The 16,145-nt window shown below is 60.9% G+C and carries 14 protein-coding genes; 6 read left to right on the top strand and 8 right to left on the bottom strand.

Annotated features, from left to right (window positions below):
- Positions 1-122: 122 nt before the first annotated feature.
- On the bottom strand, positions 123-623 hold the full coding sequence (locus AC2CHD_RS09835; protein WP_484553529.1) for a MarR family winged helix-turn-helix transcriptional regulator: 501 nt from the start codon (positions 621-623) through the stop codon (positions 123-125).
- Positions 624-713: 90 nt separating this feature from the next.
- Between AC2CHD_RS09835 and AC2CHD_RS09840 the strand changes: the two genes are divergently transcribed.
- The 4 genes from AC2CHD_RS09840 (at position 714) to AC2CHD_RS09855 (ending at position 6,676) form a co-directional block, all read left to right on the top strand.
- Positions 714-2,489, top strand: a complete 1,776-nt coding sequence (locus AC2CHD_RS09840; protein WP_484553530.1) for an N-acetylglutaminylglutamine amidotransferase — start codon at positions 714-716, stop codon at positions 2,487-2,489.
- 3 nt (positions 2,490-2,492) lie between these two features.
- The gene (gene ngg, locus AC2CHD_RS09845; RefSeq protein ID WP_484553531.1) at positions 2,493-4,307 is read left to right on the top strand and encodes an N-acetylglutaminylglutamine synthetase; all 1,815 of its coding nucleotides are present in this window, start codon (positions 2,493-2,495) and stop codon (positions 4,305-4,307) included.
- A gap of 96 nt (positions 4,308-4,403) precedes the next feature.
- Positions 4,404-5,561, top strand: coding sequence for an osmoprotectant NAGGN system M42 family peptidase (locus AC2CHD_RS09850; protein ID WP_229450576.1), 1,158 nt, complete (start codon positions 4,404-4,406; stop codon positions 5,559-5,561).
- A gap of 326 nt (positions 5,562-5,887) precedes the next feature.
- Positions 5,888-6,676, top strand: coding sequence for an ABC transporter substrate-binding protein (locus AC2CHD_RS09855; RefSeq protein WP_484553532.1), 789 nt, complete (start codon positions 5,888-5,890; stop codon positions 6,674-6,676).
- A 168-nt stretch (positions 6,677-6,844) separates the two neighbouring features.
- Here the strand turns inward: AC2CHD_RS09855 and AC2CHD_RS09860 are convergent, their stop codons facing one another.
- A complete protein-coding gene (locus tag AC2CHD_RS09860) occupies positions 6,845-8,302 on the bottom strand; it encodes an aminotransferase class V-fold PLP-dependent enzyme (RefSeq protein WP_484553533.1) in 1,458 nt (485 codons plus the stop codon).
- A gap of 107 nt (positions 8,303-8,409) precedes the next feature.
- On the opposite strand from AC2CHD_RS09860, the gene AC2CHD_RS09865 reads away from it, so the two are divergent.
- Positions 8,410-8,871: an Lrp/AsnC family transcriptional regulator gene (locus tag AC2CHD_RS09865; protein WP_229450581.1), complete on the top strand. Its 462-nt coding sequence runs from the start codon at positions 8,410-8,412 to the stop codon at positions 8,869-8,871.
- Positions 8,872-8,887: 16 nt separating this feature from the next.
- Entirely contained in the window at positions 8,888-10,111 is a 1,224-nt protein-coding gene (locus AC2CHD_RS09870) for a multidrug effflux MFS transporter (protein WP_484553534.1), read from the top strand.
- On the opposite strand, the gene AC2CHD_RS09875 is transcribed toward AC2CHD_RS09870, so the two are convergent.
- The 6 genes from AC2CHD_RS09875 to AC2CHD_RS09900 form a co-directional block, all read right to left on the bottom strand.
- Positions 10,112-10,462: a RidA family protein gene (locus tag AC2CHD_RS09875; RefSeq protein ID WP_459440098.1), complete on the bottom strand. Its 351-nt coding sequence runs from the start codon at positions 10,460-10,462 to the stop codon at positions 10,112-10,114. It lies immediately after the preceding gene.
- An 11-nt stretch (positions 10,463-10,473) separates the two neighbouring features.
- Positions 10,474-11,580 carry an NAD(P)/FAD-dependent oxidoreductase gene (locus AC2CHD_RS09880; RefSeq protein WP_484553535.1) on the bottom strand — a complete coding sequence of 369 codons (1,107 nt, stop codon included), beginning with the start codon at positions 11,578-11,580 and terminating at the stop codon, positions 10,474-10,476.
- A 352-nt stretch (positions 11,581-11,932) separates the two neighbouring features.
- Positions 11,933-13,171 (bottom strand): Gfo/Idh/MocA family protein, encoded by a 1,239-nt coding sequence (locus AC2CHD_RS09885; RefSeq protein WP_229450588.1) that lies wholly within the window; start codon positions 13,169-13,171, stop codon positions 11,933-11,935.
- Positions 13,172-13,185: 14 nt separating this feature from the next.
- The gene (locus AC2CHD_RS09890) at positions 13,186-14,205 is read right to left on the bottom strand and encodes a LacI family DNA-binding transcriptional regulator (protein ID WP_484553536.1); all 1,020 of its coding nucleotides are present in this window, start codon (positions 14,203-14,205) and stop codon (positions 13,186-13,188) included.
- Positions 14,202-15,158: an ABC transporter permease gene (locus AC2CHD_RS09895; protein ID WP_484553537.1), complete on the bottom strand. Its 957-nt coding sequence runs from the start codon at positions 15,156-15,158 to the stop codon at positions 14,202-14,204. The genes AC2CHD_RS09890 and AC2CHD_RS09895 overlap by 4 nt, the downstream gene beginning before the upstream one ends.
- Positions 15,155-16,144, bottom strand: a complete 990-nt coding sequence (locus AC2CHD_RS09900) for an ABC transporter permease (RefSeq protein WP_484554223.1) — start codon at positions 16,142-16,144, stop codon at positions 15,155-15,157. Before AC2CHD_RS09900 ends, AC2CHD_RS09895 begins: the two co-directional genes overlap by 4 nt.
- Position 16,145 lies beyond the last annotated feature (1 nt).

A 16,145-nucleotide genomic window follows, 5' to 3' on the forward strand; every position in this document is an offset into this window, starting at 1 on the left:
TGCTGTGCGGCGCGATCATAATCGCGCACCCCGTCTGCGTCCATTGCGTGTTTCGGGCAAATTGACACGTCTGCGCGACACGGCCTTGCGCTTGATCAATTTTAGTCCGTGCGCGGTCGCACTCAGTGCTGGAGAGTGTTTTTCGGCAGATCGTCGCCAGGTGCCATCATGTCGGCAATGGTTGCTAAGGCTGAAATAAGCTGGCTTCGCCGCTCGGGAGAGAGAGCCGCAAAGCGCCGGGCGAACGCGTCGCCCATCGGCTCGGGCGCGCGCTCTAACAGTCCCCGGCCTTGATCCGTCAGCCGGGTGTGGACCACGCGCCGGTCGTTGCGAGATCGATAACGCTCCACCAGTTGCCGCGTTTCCAGATTGTCGAGAATGGTGATTACAGTTGCCGCGCTCAGATCGACGTGGGCTGACAAGACGGTTGTCGTAACCTCCCCCAGTGCAGCGATTGCCTTGAGGATGATCAGTTGCGGCGCTGTGAGACCGATCTGTTTGGCGAGCGCTCGCGATTGCACATCGTTGGCGCGAACAATGCGGCGAATGCATTTTTCCACCCCCCGTAACTCCTCGTCACGGAACCCTTGGGCGGCCTTGTCAGTTGTCGTCTTGAAAGTCATGCGGACGCCATTAATTTGACATCTAATAGTTATAACTATAACTAAAATACGCTCCGACGCAATGTTAAACAAGGGATCAGATCGCTACCCATGTGCGGAATCTGCGGAGAACTGCGGCTTGATGGCCGCCCTGCCTCACCTGTCGCTCTTTCGAAAATGATGGACTGTCTCGCGCCGCGTGGGCCTGATGGCGCGGGAGCTGTCATTCACGGCAGCGCAGCATTCGGGCACCGGCGGCTGAAAATCATCGACCTGTCGGAAAAGGCCCGCCAGCCGATGGAGGATCCCGAACTGGGCCTCACCATCGCCTTCAACGGCTGCATCTACAATTATCCCGAGCTGCGCGCGGAGCTGGAAGGCAGAGGCTATCGCTTCTTCTCCACCGGCGACACTGAAGTCATTCTCAAAGCCTGGCACGCCTGGGGCGAAGATTGCGTGAGCCGCTTTCACGGCATGTTTGCCTTCGTCCTCCGTGAACGCGAGACGGGCCGCGTGGTGATGGCGCGAGACCGGTTCGGCATCAAGCCGCTCTATCTTGCGGAAACGCCTGAACGCGTTCGCTTCGCCTCCTCGCTTCCGGCCCTGCTGGCAGCCGGGGATGTGGACACGTCCATCGACCGCTATGCACTGCATCACTACATGACATTCCACGCGGTCGTCCCCCCGCCGCGCACCATCCTCAATGGCGTGAAGAAACTTCCCCCCGCCACCATCCGGATCATCGAAGCCGATGGTAAGCAGCGGGATCGGGTCTATTGGGATCCGCCCTTCGCGCGCGATCCCGAAATGGCCGCGCTTTCTCCCGATGACTGGCGGGACCGGACCCTGGAAGCCCTGCGTCTTGCCGTCAAGCGCCGCATGGTGGCCGACGTTCCGGTAGGCGTCCTGCTCTCAGGGGGGGTGGATTCCAGCCTCATCGTCGGGCTTCTCGCCGAGGCCGGCCAGAAGGGTCTCATGACCTTCTCCGTCGGTTTCGAGGAGGCCAATGGCGAAAAGGGCGATGAATTCATTTATTCCGATCTGATCGCCAATGAATTCGGCACCGATCACCACAAGATTTTCGTGCCGTCGGCCGATCTGATGGATGCGCTACCCGGCACGTTTGCGGCCATGTCGGAACCCATGGTCTCCTACGACAATGTCGGCTTCTATCTCCTCTCCAAGGAAGTATCGAAACACATCAAGGTCGTGCAGTCGGGGCAGGGCGCCGACGAAATTTTCGGTGGCTATCACTGGTATCCGCCGTTGATGAGCTCCAATGATGTGGTGGACGATTATGCCAAGGTCTTTTTCGATCGTTCGCACGAAACCCTGAGCAGGCAGCTCTCGCCTGAGTGGATCGCGGATCGTGATGCAAGCCGCGAACTCGTGTCGGCACATCTCACGCGAGCCGGGGCAGACACGCCGGTCGACGCCGCACTGCGGCTCGATTCCACCGTCATGCTGGTCGATGATCCGGTCAAGCGGGTCGACAACATGACCATGGCCTGGGGACTTGAGGCGCGGGTGCCTTTCCTTGATCATGAGCTGGTTGAGCTTGCCGCCCGCATCCCGCCCGAAGAAAAGCTCAAACAGGGCGGCAAGGGCGTGCTCAAGGAGGTTGCCAGGCAGGTGGTGCCAAACGAGGTCATCGATCGGAAGAAAGGCTATTTCCCGGTGCCGCAGCTCAAATATGTCGATGGGCCTTATCTCGATATGGTGCGCGATGCGCTATCCTCGCAGTCGGCGCGTGAGCGTGGCCTCTTCCGTCAGGACTATCTGGATACGCTCTACGCCGCGCCGGCTGATCACATTACACCCTTGCGCGGTTCCGAACTCTGGCAGGTAGGGCTGCTCGAACTCTGGCTGCAAACCCACGGGGTATAATCGATGGCCAAGAAAGAGGATGCGGCTTTGCGTGCCTCGCGCGGGCGTAGCGACAAGGCGCTCGGCTACCGCCTGAAACGTTTGCGCAGTGAAACCATGAAGCCGACCAGCGCGCCGGCCGATCAGTCCTCGGCTCAGCAGGACAAGCATGTCTCTCTGGAGCTTGGTTGGGGGCGGCTTCTCTTCGCACAGACCTTCGAAACCAATGAAGAGCTTGCGGGTGCGCTGCGAGACGAGGGGCCGGCGCGGCGCGACATCGCCTTCTACATACGCGATCCGCATGTGCTCCTTTCGATGGCGCCGCAGGAATTATTCCTCGATCCGTCACACACCTATCGGCTCGATCTTGCGACCTATCGGCCGAGCCGGCGTCAGCCGCGTGGCTTTTTCATCCGGCGGCTGACCTCGGAGGCTGACGCGAACGCGGTCAACGCGATCTACCAGAGTCGCGGCATGGTCACGGTGCGGCCGGATTTCTTCTGGACCAACCGTGACAGCCGCGCCGTCACCTATTTCGTGGCCGAGGATGACCAAACGGGCGACATTCTCGGTACGGTTACAGGAGTGGATCACCGCCGCGTGTTCCAGGATGCCGAAAACGGTTCCTCGCTCTGGTGTCTTGCGGTCGATCCCCAGTGCCGCCATGCCGGAGTGGGAGAGATGCTGGTGCGCCGGTTGGCGGAACATTTTGCAGCACGGGGTGCAAGTTTTATGGATCTCTCGGTCATGCATGACAATGACCAGGCCATTGCACTTTATGAGAAACTTGGTTTTCACCGTGTTCCGGTATTTGCGGTCAAGCGCAAGAACCCCATCAACGAAAAACTCTTCACCCATCCTCCCGCGGATTTCGACCGCCTCAATCCCTATGCGCGCCTGATTGTCGATGAAGCGCATCGGCGCGGTGTCGCCGTGGATGTGACTGATGCCGAAGGCGGCTTTTTCCGCCTCTCATTTGGTGGCCGTTCGATTCACTGCCGGGAAAGTCTCTCGGAGCTGACCTCCGCTGTCGCCATGTCGATCTGCGACGACAAGGCCGTCACCCGCCGCGTGGTGGAACGAGCGGGGTTGATCGTGCCGGAGCAGATGGAGGCCGTGGATGACGACGCGGCACTCGAAGCATTCCTGAAGAAGCACGGGCGTGTTGTGGTGAAGCCGGCGCGCGGCGAACAGGGGAAGGGCGTTGCCGTTGGGCTCGAAACGCTCGAGGAGATGAAGAACGCCATACGCATCGCCCGCGAGCTTTCCGATCGCGTTCTGATCGAGGCCTGTTTCGAGGGCGAGGACCTGCGTCTGGTGGTGATCGATTACCGCCTCGTTGCGGCTGCGGTACGCCGTGCCCCTCGCGTGGTGGGTGACGGCCACAACACCATCGGGGAATTGATTGAAAAGCAGTCGCGCCGGCGCGCGGCGGCAACGGGCGGCGAAAGCCGTATTCCAATCGACGACGAGACGAGGCGCTGCGTGGCCGGTCTCGGGTTCGAGATGTCGAGCGTCTTGCCGGAAGGCCAGGAAGTGGTGGTCCGAAAAACGGCCAATCTCCACACGGGTGGCTCGATCCACGATGTGACGGAGAAGGTGCATCCGGACCTGGTTCGCGCAGCCTGCACCGCGGCGCGCGCCATTGACATTCCGGTGGTTGGCATCGACCTTATGGTCAGATCGCCGGGCCATCCCGACTATGTCTTCATCGAGGCCAATGAGCGGCCAGGCCTTGCGAATCACGAACCGCAGCCCACAGCAGAGCGCTTTGTCGATCTGCTTTTCCCGCGCTCCGGCGTGAAATCGGCGGAGCGGGCATTGGCCCCCAGAGGGTAGCGGGTTTCACACAGTGTGCAGGCCGGAGGGTCTGCTCAGATGATCGCAGCCGGGCTGTAGCGAGGTCGGGCGAAATGGGCAATTCAAGGGGTATTCATGTCGCGACTGAAGATCGACGTTTCCTATCTGGTCGAACAGCTCAAGGCGCTTTTGGAGATCGACAGTCCCACGGGTTACACTGACACGATCGTCCGACATGTCACAACCGAGCTTGAACGCCTGGGGCTCGAACCCGAGCTGACGCGACGCGGCGCAATTCGGGCCGTCGTGCGCGGCGGTCGGCGCGAAGGCGCACGCGCCATCGTCACCCATCTCGACACGCTGGGCGCTCAGGTCAAATACATCAAGGACAACGGGCGCTTCGAACTCATCCCTATCGGTCATTGGTCGGCGCGCTTCGCCGAAGGCGCACGGGCAACGCTTTACACCGAAAAGGGAACCTACCGGGGCTCCATTTTACCGTTGAAGGCGTCCGGACACACCTTCAACGACGATGTCGACACAATGCCGGTTGGCTGGGACTATGTGGAACTGCGTGTTGATGCCATGTGCTGGAACCGTGCTGACGCACACAATCTGGGCATCGACGTCGGCGATTTCGTCGCCATCGATCCGCAGCCTGAATTTCTTGAAAACGGCTTCATCGTTTCAAGGCATCTGGATGACAAGGCCGGGGTTGCCATCGCGCTTGCAGCACTGGAATCGCTTCTCAGCAACGAGGTGACGTTGCCGGTCGATACGCACTGGCTTTTCACCATCGCCGAAGAGGTTGGGGTGGGCGCCGCCTCGATCGTGACGCCGGAGATCGCTTCAATGGTGACCATAGACAACGGAACGACAGCGCCGGGGCAGAACTCTGCGGAATTCGGCGTCACCATTGCCATGGCCGATCAGGCCGGGCCGTTCGATTATCATCTCACGAAGAAGCTCGTCGAACTGTGCCGTGAGGAAGATATTCGCTATCAGAAGGATGTTTTCCGCTATTACCGTTCCGACTCCGCTTCCGCCATCGAGGCTGGCCACGATGTGCGCACGGCGCTGATAGCTTTCGGTATCGATGCGTCCCACGGCTATGAGCGCATTCATGTCCACGCGTTGCGTTCGGTCGCCGAGCTGGCCACCGCCTATGTGGCAAGCCCAATGGAAATCGAACGCGACGTGGAGGAAGTCTCCGATATCGAGGGCTTCACCGAACAGCCGACCAACGAGGCGGAAATGGCGAGACGCGCCAACAATCTGCCAAAACAGGACTAGAGCATTTTTGCAGGCAGGTAGAAGCACCTGACCTCCGCACAAATGCGCAAAACTGATAGATAGATCGGAGCAGCGTTTCCGTGAAACGGTGAGCGGCTTCAGCAACATATCATCTGTACCATGTGAGAACCTGAAAGGAGGCGGCTTTTTCTGGTCGCTTGTTTCCGCATTGGCTTTAGTGCGGGGAGAGCCTTGGTCTCGTCGGGATGCGATTTTTTGAGCTTCAAATATCCGTTGATCTGCGGCAAAATAAATGATCATGTGATCAAATAATTTCCGCGCTCCGTATGGGAACAGGGGTCGCTAAAAATGGGAGAAGATCGATCATGAGGATCCGCGCATTTGCTCTGTCCATCGCGCTCGCAGCGGCCACATTCGTGCCGGCGGCGTTCGCAGAAACCATCACGGTCGGCGCCTATCCGGCCAACCCGCCATGGGAATACAAGACCGAGACCGGAGACTTCGAAGGATTTGAGGTGGACGTTGCCCGCGAGGTCGCCAAGCGTCTGGGCATGGAGGTCACATTCCAGGATCTGGGCTTTCAGGCGCTGTTTGCCGCAACAAGCTCAGGGCGGATCGACTTTGCCATATCGTCGATCTCGATTACCAATGAACGGCTGCAGAACCAGTCTTTCACTCAACCCTATTACGACAGCGATGGCACCATTGTGGGGCGCGAGGATTCCAAGGTCACGACGCTCGAGGAGCTCGACGGCAAGACGATCGGCGTCGTCGCTGCCACCACCGGCGAAGCCTGGGCGAAGGAAAACGCCGAGAAATATGGCATTGCAGACATCCGCTCCTATTCGGCGCAGCAGGATCTCCTGCTGGACGTCCGGGCGGGTCGTCTCGAAGGCGGTGCCGGCGAAATCGCCGGATTTCAGTATGCGATGACGCAGGTGCCAGGCCTCAAGATCCTCGTGCGTATTCCGACCGGCGAGCGTTTTGCTATGATGACCCGCAAGGATCATCCCCTTCTGGAAAAGGCAAACGAGGCAATCTCGGCCATGAAGGAGGACGGCACGATGGCGGCCATCCACAAGACCTGGTTCGGCGTTGATCCTGATGAGGGAACGAGCACGGTCAAGGCAATGCCTATTCCTCAACCGGAGTGAGGCCGGGAGCATCCGAAACATCGGCGGCGTCCCTTCAAAGGACGCCGTTTTGTAAGGATCAAATGCCGACCTTGGAGCGGGGCATGACCGGCTCCCGGAGATCTCCGTCACTCAATTGGCTTCAATTGTACGAACCCGAGGAAGCCGCCACTGGGCGAGCGGACAGGGTTAACCCGCCAGCGCGAGGCCCCTGTGGCGGAACCGCGCGGTGCTCGGGTCGAAATCATAGGCGCTGGCGTGGCTCTCTGCTTCGCGCGCCAGCCGGTCAACCGTGTTGATGACGAAATCGGCTTTCTCGTCAGTCATCAGATAGCTGAGATTCAATCGCACCCAGCCCGGCTTCTCCATCTCCCGCCCCTCTCGAATGCTCTGCAGAAGCGCAGCCGAGTGCTGCTCATCAATGCCCAGCAGGTGATGCGCATAGGGGCCGGCACAGGCACAGCCGCCACGCGCCTGAATGCCGTGAAGATCGCTCAGCATCCGGGTAAAGAGCTGATGGTGCAGCGTTTTACCTTCTGGGCAAAGAATGCGGAACGAGAAGATCGGCAACCGTGGGGCGGTCGGGTTTCCGAGAAGCTGGAGGCAGGGGTTTTGCGACCAGACGCCAAGCGCCCGCGTCCGCAATTCCTCGTGCCGGCGATCGATGAAATCCTGGCCAAGTGCCTCCTTCACAAGGAGCACGAGAGCGGCGCGGATGTCGCCCACGACGTTGGGGGTGCCGGCCTCCTCGCGCGCTGAAAGCGAGCGGGAGTAATCATGCGCCCATGGTGACACGAAGGTCACCGAACCGCCGCCAGGCATGGTCGGTTGCGCGGTACGCGCAATAGCGTTGCGCAGGATCAGAAGGCCCGATGCGCCGGGCCCGCCGGGAAACTTGTGTGGGGAAAGCACCACGGCATCCTTGGCGCAATCGGTGCCGGGCTTCATGTCGATTTCGAGATAGGGCGCGCCACCTGCATAATCCCAGATGGCAAGCGCATCATGGGCTTTGAGAAGCCGCGTCACCGCATCCGTGTCGGTTGTAATGCCGGTGACATTGGAGGCGGCGGAAAACGTGCCGACCTTCAATGCGGCATCGGCATTGGCTTCAAGCGCCGTCTTCAGTGCTCCCTTGTCAGGGCCGCCACAGGATGTCTCGGGAATGGCGATGATCGCTGCACCGCTCTCGCGCCAGGGCAGAATGTTGGAGTGATGCTCATAGGGGCCGGTGAACACCACCACCCGGCCGCCTGCTGCAACCGTCTCGGCAATCTGCAGAAGGCGCACGAGTCGGTTGATGCCGGAGGTTGCGCCCGATCCGGAAAAGACCACGCTCGTCTCGTTATCCGCTCTGACGATGCGGTGTATCTCGGCTCGCGCCGCCTCGCGCAGACGCGTCGAAAAGGATCCGCAAAAGGACGCTTCGGTGTGGCTGTTGGCGTAAAAGGGCAGAACCTCGTCGCGGATGAAATCCTCTACCTGTGCAAGTGCGCGGCCGGAGGCCACATAATCTGCGTAGATGAGTGGTTTTGGTCCGCAAGGGCCGTCGATCACCGCGTTCTCGCCGATCAGACCAGACTGCAGATACCCGGCAATGTCCGGGCGTTTGAGGCTGTGCTTGAAGACGTTCAGAACATCACGTGCCATGGTTCGGTCCATCAGTTTCGTCAGAACGAAAGGATCGCACAGTGATTGTCTATCATATTCACAGATAGTGATGGATAATGCATAAAAAATGGGTCATATGATCGGCTATGGTCGAAAAAATAGATCAATTTGACAGGCGCATATTGCGCGCTCTCCAGCGCGACGCATCACTCTCGCAAAGGGACCTCGCGGATAAGGTGGGTTTGTCCCAGAATGCCTGCTGGCGGCGTCTCAAATCGCTCGAAGAGCGCGGTGTCATCCGTGGCCGCACACTTCAGGTGGACCGCAACAAACTGGGACTGGGCCTCGTCGTTTTCGTGATGGTCAAGACACGCCATCACTCCACAGCATGGCTGCAGACTTTCCGCCAGCATGTTTCCAGCATTCCTGAAATCGTCGACTTCTTCCGCATCGGTGGCGATTATGATTACATGCTACGCATCGTGACGACCGATATGGAGAGCTACGATTCCGTCTATCAACGCCTGATCCAGAAGGTGGAGCTGGAATCTGTCACGTCCTATTTTGCCATGGAGGCCATCGAAGAGCGCCGCCCATTGCCGATCTGACCTTTCGGGCCCGTCCATGAAAACACGTTCCATCTCGTTCGAGCGCATCGCGCTCTACGCGTCTCTTACATCGCTCACCGCGCTCAGCATCGATGCCGTTCTGCCGGCGTTGCGGATTATCGAGACGGAGCTGCATGTGGAGCCACCTCTTTCCACACAGCACATCGTGTCGCTTTTCATTTTCGGCATGGTGTTCGGCGAGTTGTTTCTTGGCCCGATCTCCGATGCCATCGGCCGCAAGAAGGCTCTCGTTCTGGGGCTTGGCCTTTACATGGCGGGCACATTGGTGGCGATGTGTGCGACAAGTGTGGGCATGATCGTTGTCGGCCGCATCCTGCAGGGCATCGGCGTGGCAGGACCGAAGATCGCCACACGCGCTCTGATCCGGGACCAGTTTGAGGGCGAGGCAATGGCGCGGATCATGTCCTTCATGTTCGTGCTGTTCATTCTCGTGCCGATGCTCGCCCCCGCCATGGGGCAACTTGTTCTGGCGCTTGCCGGCTGGAGAGCCATCTTCATGGTTTATCTGGCCCTGTCGGTGCTTCTGTGCATCTGGCTGGTCGCGCGGCAGCCCGAAACGCTCCCGCCGCAGAATCGAATCCGCTTCCATCCGGTCACGCTTCTGCAGAATGGTGCGCGCATCCTGCGCAGCCGGCGCGTCACTTTGCTCATCATCGCGACCGGGCTCGTGTTCGGGGCGCATCTTCACTATCTGAGCACGGCGGCCGACATTTTCTTTGATGTCTATGGCGTCTCCGCCATGTTCCCCGCCTATTTCGCGGCCTTCGCCGCCGGCATCGGCCTTGCCTCCATCGTCAACGCCCAGGTGGTGCGCCGGTTTGGGATGCAGGCGATGTGCGAGGGGGCTTTGATCGGCCTCGTTATCCTCGGCCTTGGCCTGCTTTCCCTGTCGCTCGTGTATGAGGGAAGACCACCCTTTGTGGCCTTCATGGCAATGGGTTTTGTGATCTTCTTCTGCATCGGCATCCTGTTTGGCAATCTCAATGCCATGGCGATGCAGTCTCTCGGGCACCTGGCGGGGCTTGGCGCCTCGCTCATCGCATCAGGGTCGAGCCTGGTGGCTGTGGTCTTTGCCGTCGCCTTCGGTGCGTTTTACAATCAGACGACCATACCGCTTGCATCCGGCTTTCTGGCCACTGGCTTGTTGGGTTTCGTTTTCGTCCGGCTCGCCGCAGGGGCGAGCCAGAAGCCGGTGACACCGGTAAAGCGTGCGAACTGATCAGCCGGCGGCCGCCACGACGATGATCTCGACCGTGTAATCAGGTGTGGCCAGCGCGGACTCGCCGCAGGCGCGGGCTGGCGCATGTCCCGGTGCGACCCAGGCGTCCCAGACCTCGTTCATCTCGGCGAAATCCTTCATGTCCGCGAGCCAGATGGTCGCCTGCAGGATGCGGGTCTTGTCAGAACCGTTTTGCTCCAGAAGCGTGTCGATCTTCTGCAGGATATCTTTGGTCTGCGTGGCAACGCTCGCGCCCGGCGTTCCAACCTGGCCAGCCAGATAGATCGTGCCATTGTGGATGACGGCCTGGCTCATGCGGGTGCCGGTGTCGACGCGTTTGATGTCGGACATGACATTTCCTTTCAGGACTTGATGAGACGGTTCGGTGCAAGGGCCTGCACCACGGTATCGGGCAAGGCAGAAGTGCGCCCCGCACAAAGATCGGCAGCCAGCGCAGAGAGGGCGGGCGAGGTCTGCACGCCATAGCCTCCCTGGCCGGCGAGCCAGAAGAAGCCTTCCGCGTCCGGCGCGAAGCCGACAGCGGGCGTGCGGTCGGGGAAGAAGCTGCGCAGCCCCGCCCAGCTTCGCTCGATGCGTGTGACGGGCACGGTCACAGCCTGCTCGAAACGGTGCAGCCCTTCGGCCAGCACCATGTCGTCGGGCCAGGCATCGAAGGGTTCGGACGGGTCTTCGTCCGCCGGCGAGACCATCAGCTTGCCGGCATCCGGTTTGGCGTACCAGCCTTCGCCGGCACAGGCAAAAAGCGGCCAGCCTGTCACGTCATGCCCGTCAGGTGCAGGCAGGATCACGGCGGAGCGGCGCATCGGCGTCAGGCCCAGAGGTTGGACACCCGCCAGCCTCGCAACCTCGTCTGCCCAGGCACCGGCTGCGTTTACGATGACGGGCGCGGAGAAGGAGCCCTGCGGCGTATCCAGCGTCCAGGTGCCGTTTTCGCGTGAAATAGCGGTCACGGGCGCCTTGTTGACAATGGCACCACCGCGATGGCGCAGCATTCTGGCAAAGCCCTGCAAAAGGCGGTCGACATCGATGTCCTGAGCGCCCGGCTCGATCGCGGCTGCGGCGATGGTGTCACGTTTCAATATCGGAACACGGGCAACCGCTTCATCGGCGTTGAGACGCTCCATGCCGGTTGCACCTTCCAGAATCGCCTCCAGATCCCCCAGATGTTCTTCCAGCGCGACGTATAGAAGGCCGCGCGGTGTGAGCAGGCTGTCTTCGGAGATACCTTCCGGTTGCATGAAGAGGGGTTCAGAAGCGGCGTTAAGGGCACGCAGTGTGGCATTGCCATAGTTGCGGATGAAGATCGCAGCCGAACGGCCAGTGGAATGGTATCCAATGGCTTCCTCCGCTTCCAGAACCGTGACTCGAGCGTCCGCAGCCATGCGAGCGCCGGCGCCGATACCGGCAATGCCGCCGCCGATGATAATGATGTCGGATGTCTGGCTCATCTTCCCCCTCACGCGGTTCCATCGTCCGACGCGGCTCCCTGTTCTCATGCAGGGCAAACCGGTCGTTCGAGCACTCTCTTCTACGGTGACCCGATACCCGGCTCATGGATATGGGTGATCTGTGTTCGCCCACAGATACCGATCACAGGGGGAAAGCAATAGGCTCAACGCCCATGGGGCATTATGGCACCAGCCTTCAGAACATGGGAGACATCGGAGACGAGAACGGGTCGAAGCGGGGCGCGGTCCCATGGACGGGTCCTGGCAACCCGGCCTTTCGCCGCTGTCAGTCGTGACACGAAAAGCGGTTCACCGGCTGGTCTCGTTTCCAGCCGGTGAACAAAGCACAGCCTTACCGGCGCGCCACCACGGGCACGTAGTTCTCCAGATCGGGATTTGGGAAGCGCACCGTGTTCCCGGTTTCCGAGGAGAGGTACAGACCCATGAGAATTTCCATCACGGCGACTCCGTCAGCAAAGGTCTCAAGCGGCTCTTCGCCCTTGCGGAAGCACTCGACCATGTGCCGGTTTTCATCCGTATAGCCATAGACCCCGGCTTCATCTTCCAGCACCGGCATCAGTCCCTGCTCGGCGTTCTGCTTCTCAACCAGATCCTCGCCCTCTTCGCCGGTCACCTCACGGGACATGAAGATCTTGAGCCCGGTTCCAAGCGAGTTGAACTCCATCGCATATTCAGGCCCAAGCAGCTCAAGCTGGATGCGCAGCCCTGCCCCCACATAAGCCCAGGACGTGCTCGCCTCGATCATCAGCTCGTTGCCGTCCTCGTCCTCCAGCATCACATTGCCACGCGCGAAATCTTCCGAGGGCCGGTTCGCGTAATCCACTTCAGGCCCGAACCGCTTTTTGAGATCTTCCACATAGCGCGGCCGTGTCCATTTCAGATTGGCCACATTGCCCTGCACCGCCTTGAGTTTCAACGAATCGCGCTTCTTGCCCGGTTCTGTCAGGAGATGGCGCGCCACCTCGACGCTGTGGCACATCATGTCGAGCAGCACGCCGCCGCCCTGCTTGTCGCCCTGCCAGAACCAGGGCTCATGCGGGCCGGAATGCTCTTCCGCCGCGCGTGCCAGATAGGGCCGGCCGGTCGTGGAAGCGGCGCGCCGCCAGATGATCTCCTTGCCGCGCAGAACGGGCGTCGCAAAAACCTGATTTTCCAGATAGCCATGGTTCAGCTTGGCGGCTTCGGCCAGCCGCAGCATTTCGCGTGCATCGGCCACTGTCCGCGCGAGTGGCTTTTCGCAGGCCACGGCAAACACCTTGCTGCGTCCGGCCACCACCTCGTCATGGATGGTGCGCATGGTGTCCACGCGCGTGTCATTGGGCGAGAGGATCCAGATCGCGTCCACATCGTCCGCCTGCAGCATGGACACAAGGCTTTCGTGGCTCTTGCATTCGCCAAGGCCCAGTTCGGCCACCAGTTTGACAATGCGTTCCCGGTTTTCCGCCTTGCGGCTGTAGACGGCGGTCACGTCCACATGGCGCACGGCCACCATGGAGCGCAGGTGAAATTCGGCGATGAAGCCCGTGCCGACAAGGCCGATGCGCAGGCGTTTTCTTGGCTGTGCGGACATGGTTGTTTCCCCTTTCAAGCTGATTTGGGTGGTGCGGTGGTGCCGCGCACGCGCAGCGTTGCGGGCAAGACCACCGGTTTTGCGGGCACGAGAGCGCCGGAAAGCATTTTGAGAAGAATGCTCATCGCCTGCTGGCCGATATCGATGCGCGGCTGGCTGACAGTGGTGAGGGGCGGATAGAAGGCTTCGCTCAGATAAAGATCGTCAAACCCGACAACAGAAACGTCGCCCGGCACATCACGTCCCGTTTCGCGCAGATGGTGAATGGCGCCGAAGGCCATTTCGTCGTTCGAGACGAAGATCGCCGTGGGCGGTTCGGGCAGATTGAAAAGCGCCTCGCAGGCGCGGGCGCCACCGTGGAGAAGATAGTCGCCGCGCTGTTCATAGCCCTCCGGAATGGCAAGCCCCGCATTGCGCATGGCACGGCGGTATCCCTCCTGGCGGCGAAGGCTCATCACCTCCGGCACGGGACCGGAAATATGGGCGATCCGCCAGTGTCCAAGCCCGATCAGGTGTTCCACCGCCTCGCAGGCTGCGGCGACATTGTCGATTTGCACATGCGGAAAGCCAGAGCCCTCAATCGTTTCGAGCGCCACCACGATGGGGGCGTTGGGAGGCAATCTGTTGCGCGGACCGTCCTCTTCCGGCAGTTTTCCCGTCATCAGGATCATGCCGTCTGCATGGCCGTCGCGCAGCATGTCGAAGTATTCGATCTCACGCTCGGGGTCGTTTTCCGTATTGCCCATCAGCACGGAATAGCCGGCGGCACGCGCCGTTGCTTCCACGCTTTTCAGAATGTCGAGATAGAACGGGTTGCCCACATCACGCACCACCATCAGCACCGCCATGGAGCGGGCGGTGCGCAGGCTGCGCGCACTTGCATTGGGGCGATAGTTCAACGCATCGGCCGTCTTGCGAACGCGTGCACGGGTCTCACTCGTCACGAGGTCGCTGCCGCTAAGGGCGCGCGACACGGTGGCCGGCGAAACGCCCAGCGCCTTCGCGATATCCTTGATCTTGGGGCGTCGGTTCATGCGCGCAGCCCCCGCCCGCGGCCATAGAACAGCATCAGCACCAGAAGTGTGGCGCCAAACACCATCTGCCGTCCGGATTCATCGATGTTGATCGTGGTCAGGATGCTTTGCAGAACCACCAGCAGAACAGCGCCTGCCATGGTGCCGGTGTAGCCACCCTTGCCGCCTGAAAGCGGCGTGCCACCAAACACCACGGCAATGATCGAAGGCAACATGTATTGCTCCCCCACATTGGCAAATGAGGAGCCGGAATAGCCAAGCAGGCAAAGCCCGGCAATGGCGGCAAACACGCCCGAGAGCATGAAGAGCGCAATGCGTATGTGCCGCACCGGCACACCAGCCATGAAGGCAGCCTGCTCGTTGGAGCCGATCGCATAGATGCGCTGGCCGAACACAGTGCGGTGGAGGATGAAGGCCATCAGCAGGCCAACGCCTATCCACAGCCAGATGATGCCGGGCAGACCGAGGAGGAATGGCCGGGTCACGAATTCCGAAAGGGCAGGGGCGGCCCGTCCCGAAGGAATGCCCTGGCGGATGACAACGAGCAGACCCTGAAGGACGCCCAGCATGCCGAGCGTCATCACCAGCGGCGGAATGCGCAACAGCGTCACGCCGAGCCCGTTGAACAGGCCAAAGAGCGCGCCGGTCGCAACACAGGCCAGAATGGCCAGCGGGATGCCGCCATCCATGCCGTTCATCACATTGCCGGCCACGATGGCGGAAAGCGAAACCACGCCGCCGACGGAAAGGTCGATGCCTTCGCGCCCGCCCAGAATGACGAGGTTCTGGCCGGCGGCGACAATGCCGAGAAGGGCAGCAACGATGAGCAGCCGCAGGATCTGCCCGCCCGAGGCGAAGCCCGGCGAAAGCGTGTTGCCGAGGAAGAGCAGCGCGGCAATCAGAACCAGCGCGATGAGAAGCGGATTTTTTGCGATTTCGATGGCCCGGTTCATGCGCGTCCCCTGCGGCTGACGAGCACGCCGACCATCAGGGCCGCGAGTATGGCCAGCCCCTGTACGAAGTTCTGCCAGTGCGAGGGTGTGCCGGCGAAGAAGACCAATGAGTTGATGAGCCCGATGATCAGGGCCGCAATAACGGAACCCGCAACCGTGCCGAAACCGCCCGATAGTGCGCTTCCGCCCAGCACCACGGCCGCCACGCTGAAGAGCGTCATTTTCGCGCCGACGAGCGGGTCGCCGCTTGCCGTATCGCCGGTGATGCAGAAGGCGGCAAGCGCTGCAAACACGCCGCAGAGCGCATAGCCGCCAATGCGGATCGCGGTGACGGGGAGCCCGCTCTGAAACGCCGCCTGCTGCCCGTCGCCCACCGCCAGAAGCTGCGTGGCAAGCCGGGTGCGGGCAAGCAGGTAAAGCAGGATGGCGAGTGCCGCAGCCGCATAAAAGACGAACGGAATGCCGAAGAATGTGCCGCCATAGGTGCGCCAGAAAACGGTGGGCGCGGGCATGCCAGCCACTGGCAGGATGACGAGCGCCAGCCCGGTGAAGAAGATGCTGGTGGCAAACGTTGCGACGATCGCCTGCAGCCGGAGTGCAGCCACCACGAAACCGTTGACCAGCCCGCAGGCAAGCCCGACCAAAACGCCCACGCCGAGCGCGGCCAGAACCGAAAGCCCGCCGCCACCCCAATGCTGCATCAACACGATGATCGTCACATTGACCAGCGAAGCGATGGCGCCGACCGAGAGATCGATGTCGGCGGCATAGACCACATAGGTCTGCGCCACGGCCAGAAGCATCAACGCGAGATAGGTGCGCACCAGGCCGGTGAGCGAGCGGAAGCTCAGGCTGTTGGGTTCAAAAATGCCGTTTAGAACCAGAAGCACGACGAGAATGAGAAGGGCAGGCAGGAAGGGAAACCGCCCGAGCAGCGCCCGAAAGCCTCCCTTGTCCTGTCTGGTTGGGTTGGAAATGCTGGTCATC

Source organism: Nitratireductor sp. ATLC21, from assembly GCF_057196525.1.

Coding starts and splice junctions, on each gene's coding strand:
- AC2CHD_RS09835 (WP_484553529.1), bottom strand. CDS start 623: ATGACTTTCAAGACGACAACTGACAAGGCCGCCCAAGGGTTCCGTGAC.
- AC2CHD_RS09840 (WP_484553530.1), top strand. CDS start 714: ATGTGCGGAATCTGCGGAGAACTGCGGCTTGATGGCCGCCCTGCCTCA.
- ngg (WP_484553531.1), top strand. CDS start 2,493: ATGGCCAAGAAAGAGGATGCGGCTTTGCGTGCCTCGCGCGGGCGTAGC.
- AC2CHD_RS09850 (WP_229450576.1), top strand. CDS start 4,404: ATGTCGCGACTGAAGATCGACGTTTCCTATCTGGTCGAACAGCTCAAG.
- AC2CHD_RS09855 (WP_484553532.1), top strand. CDS start 5,888: ATGAGGATCCGCGCATTTGCTCTGTCCATCGCGCTCGCAGCGGCCACA.
- AC2CHD_RS09860 (WP_484553533.1), bottom strand. CDS start 8,302: ATGGCACGTGATGTTCTGAACGTCTTCAAGCACAGCCTCAAACGCCCG.
- AC2CHD_RS09865 (WP_229450581.1), top strand. CDS start 8,410: ATGGTCGAAAAAATAGATCAATTTGACAGGCGCATATTGCGCGCTCTC.
- AC2CHD_RS09870 (WP_484553534.1), top strand. CDS start 8,888: ATGAAAACACGTTCCATCTCGTTCGAGCGCATCGCGCTCTACGCGTCT.
- AC2CHD_RS09875 (WP_459440098.1), bottom strand. CDS start 10,462: ATGTCCGACATCAAACGCGTCGACACCGGCACCCGCATGAGCCAGGCC.
- AC2CHD_RS09880 (WP_484553535.1), bottom strand. CDS start 11,580: ATGAGCCAGACATCCGACATCATTATCATCGGCGGCGGCATTGCCGGT.
- AC2CHD_RS09885 (WP_229450588.1), bottom strand. CDS start 13,171: ATGTCCGCACAGCCAAGAAAACGCCTGCGCATCGGCCTTGTCGGCACG.
- AC2CHD_RS09890 (WP_484553536.1), bottom strand. CDS start 14,205: ATGAACCGACGCCCCAAGATCAAGGATATCGCGAAGGCGCTGGGCGTT.
- AC2CHD_RS09895 (WP_484553537.1), bottom strand. CDS start 15,158: ATGAACCGGGCCATCGAAATCGCAAAAAATCCGCTTCTCATCGCGCTG.
- AC2CHD_RS09900 (WP_484554223.1), bottom strand. CDS start 16,144: ATGACCAGCATTTCCAACCCAACCAGACAGGACAAGGGAGGCTTTCGG.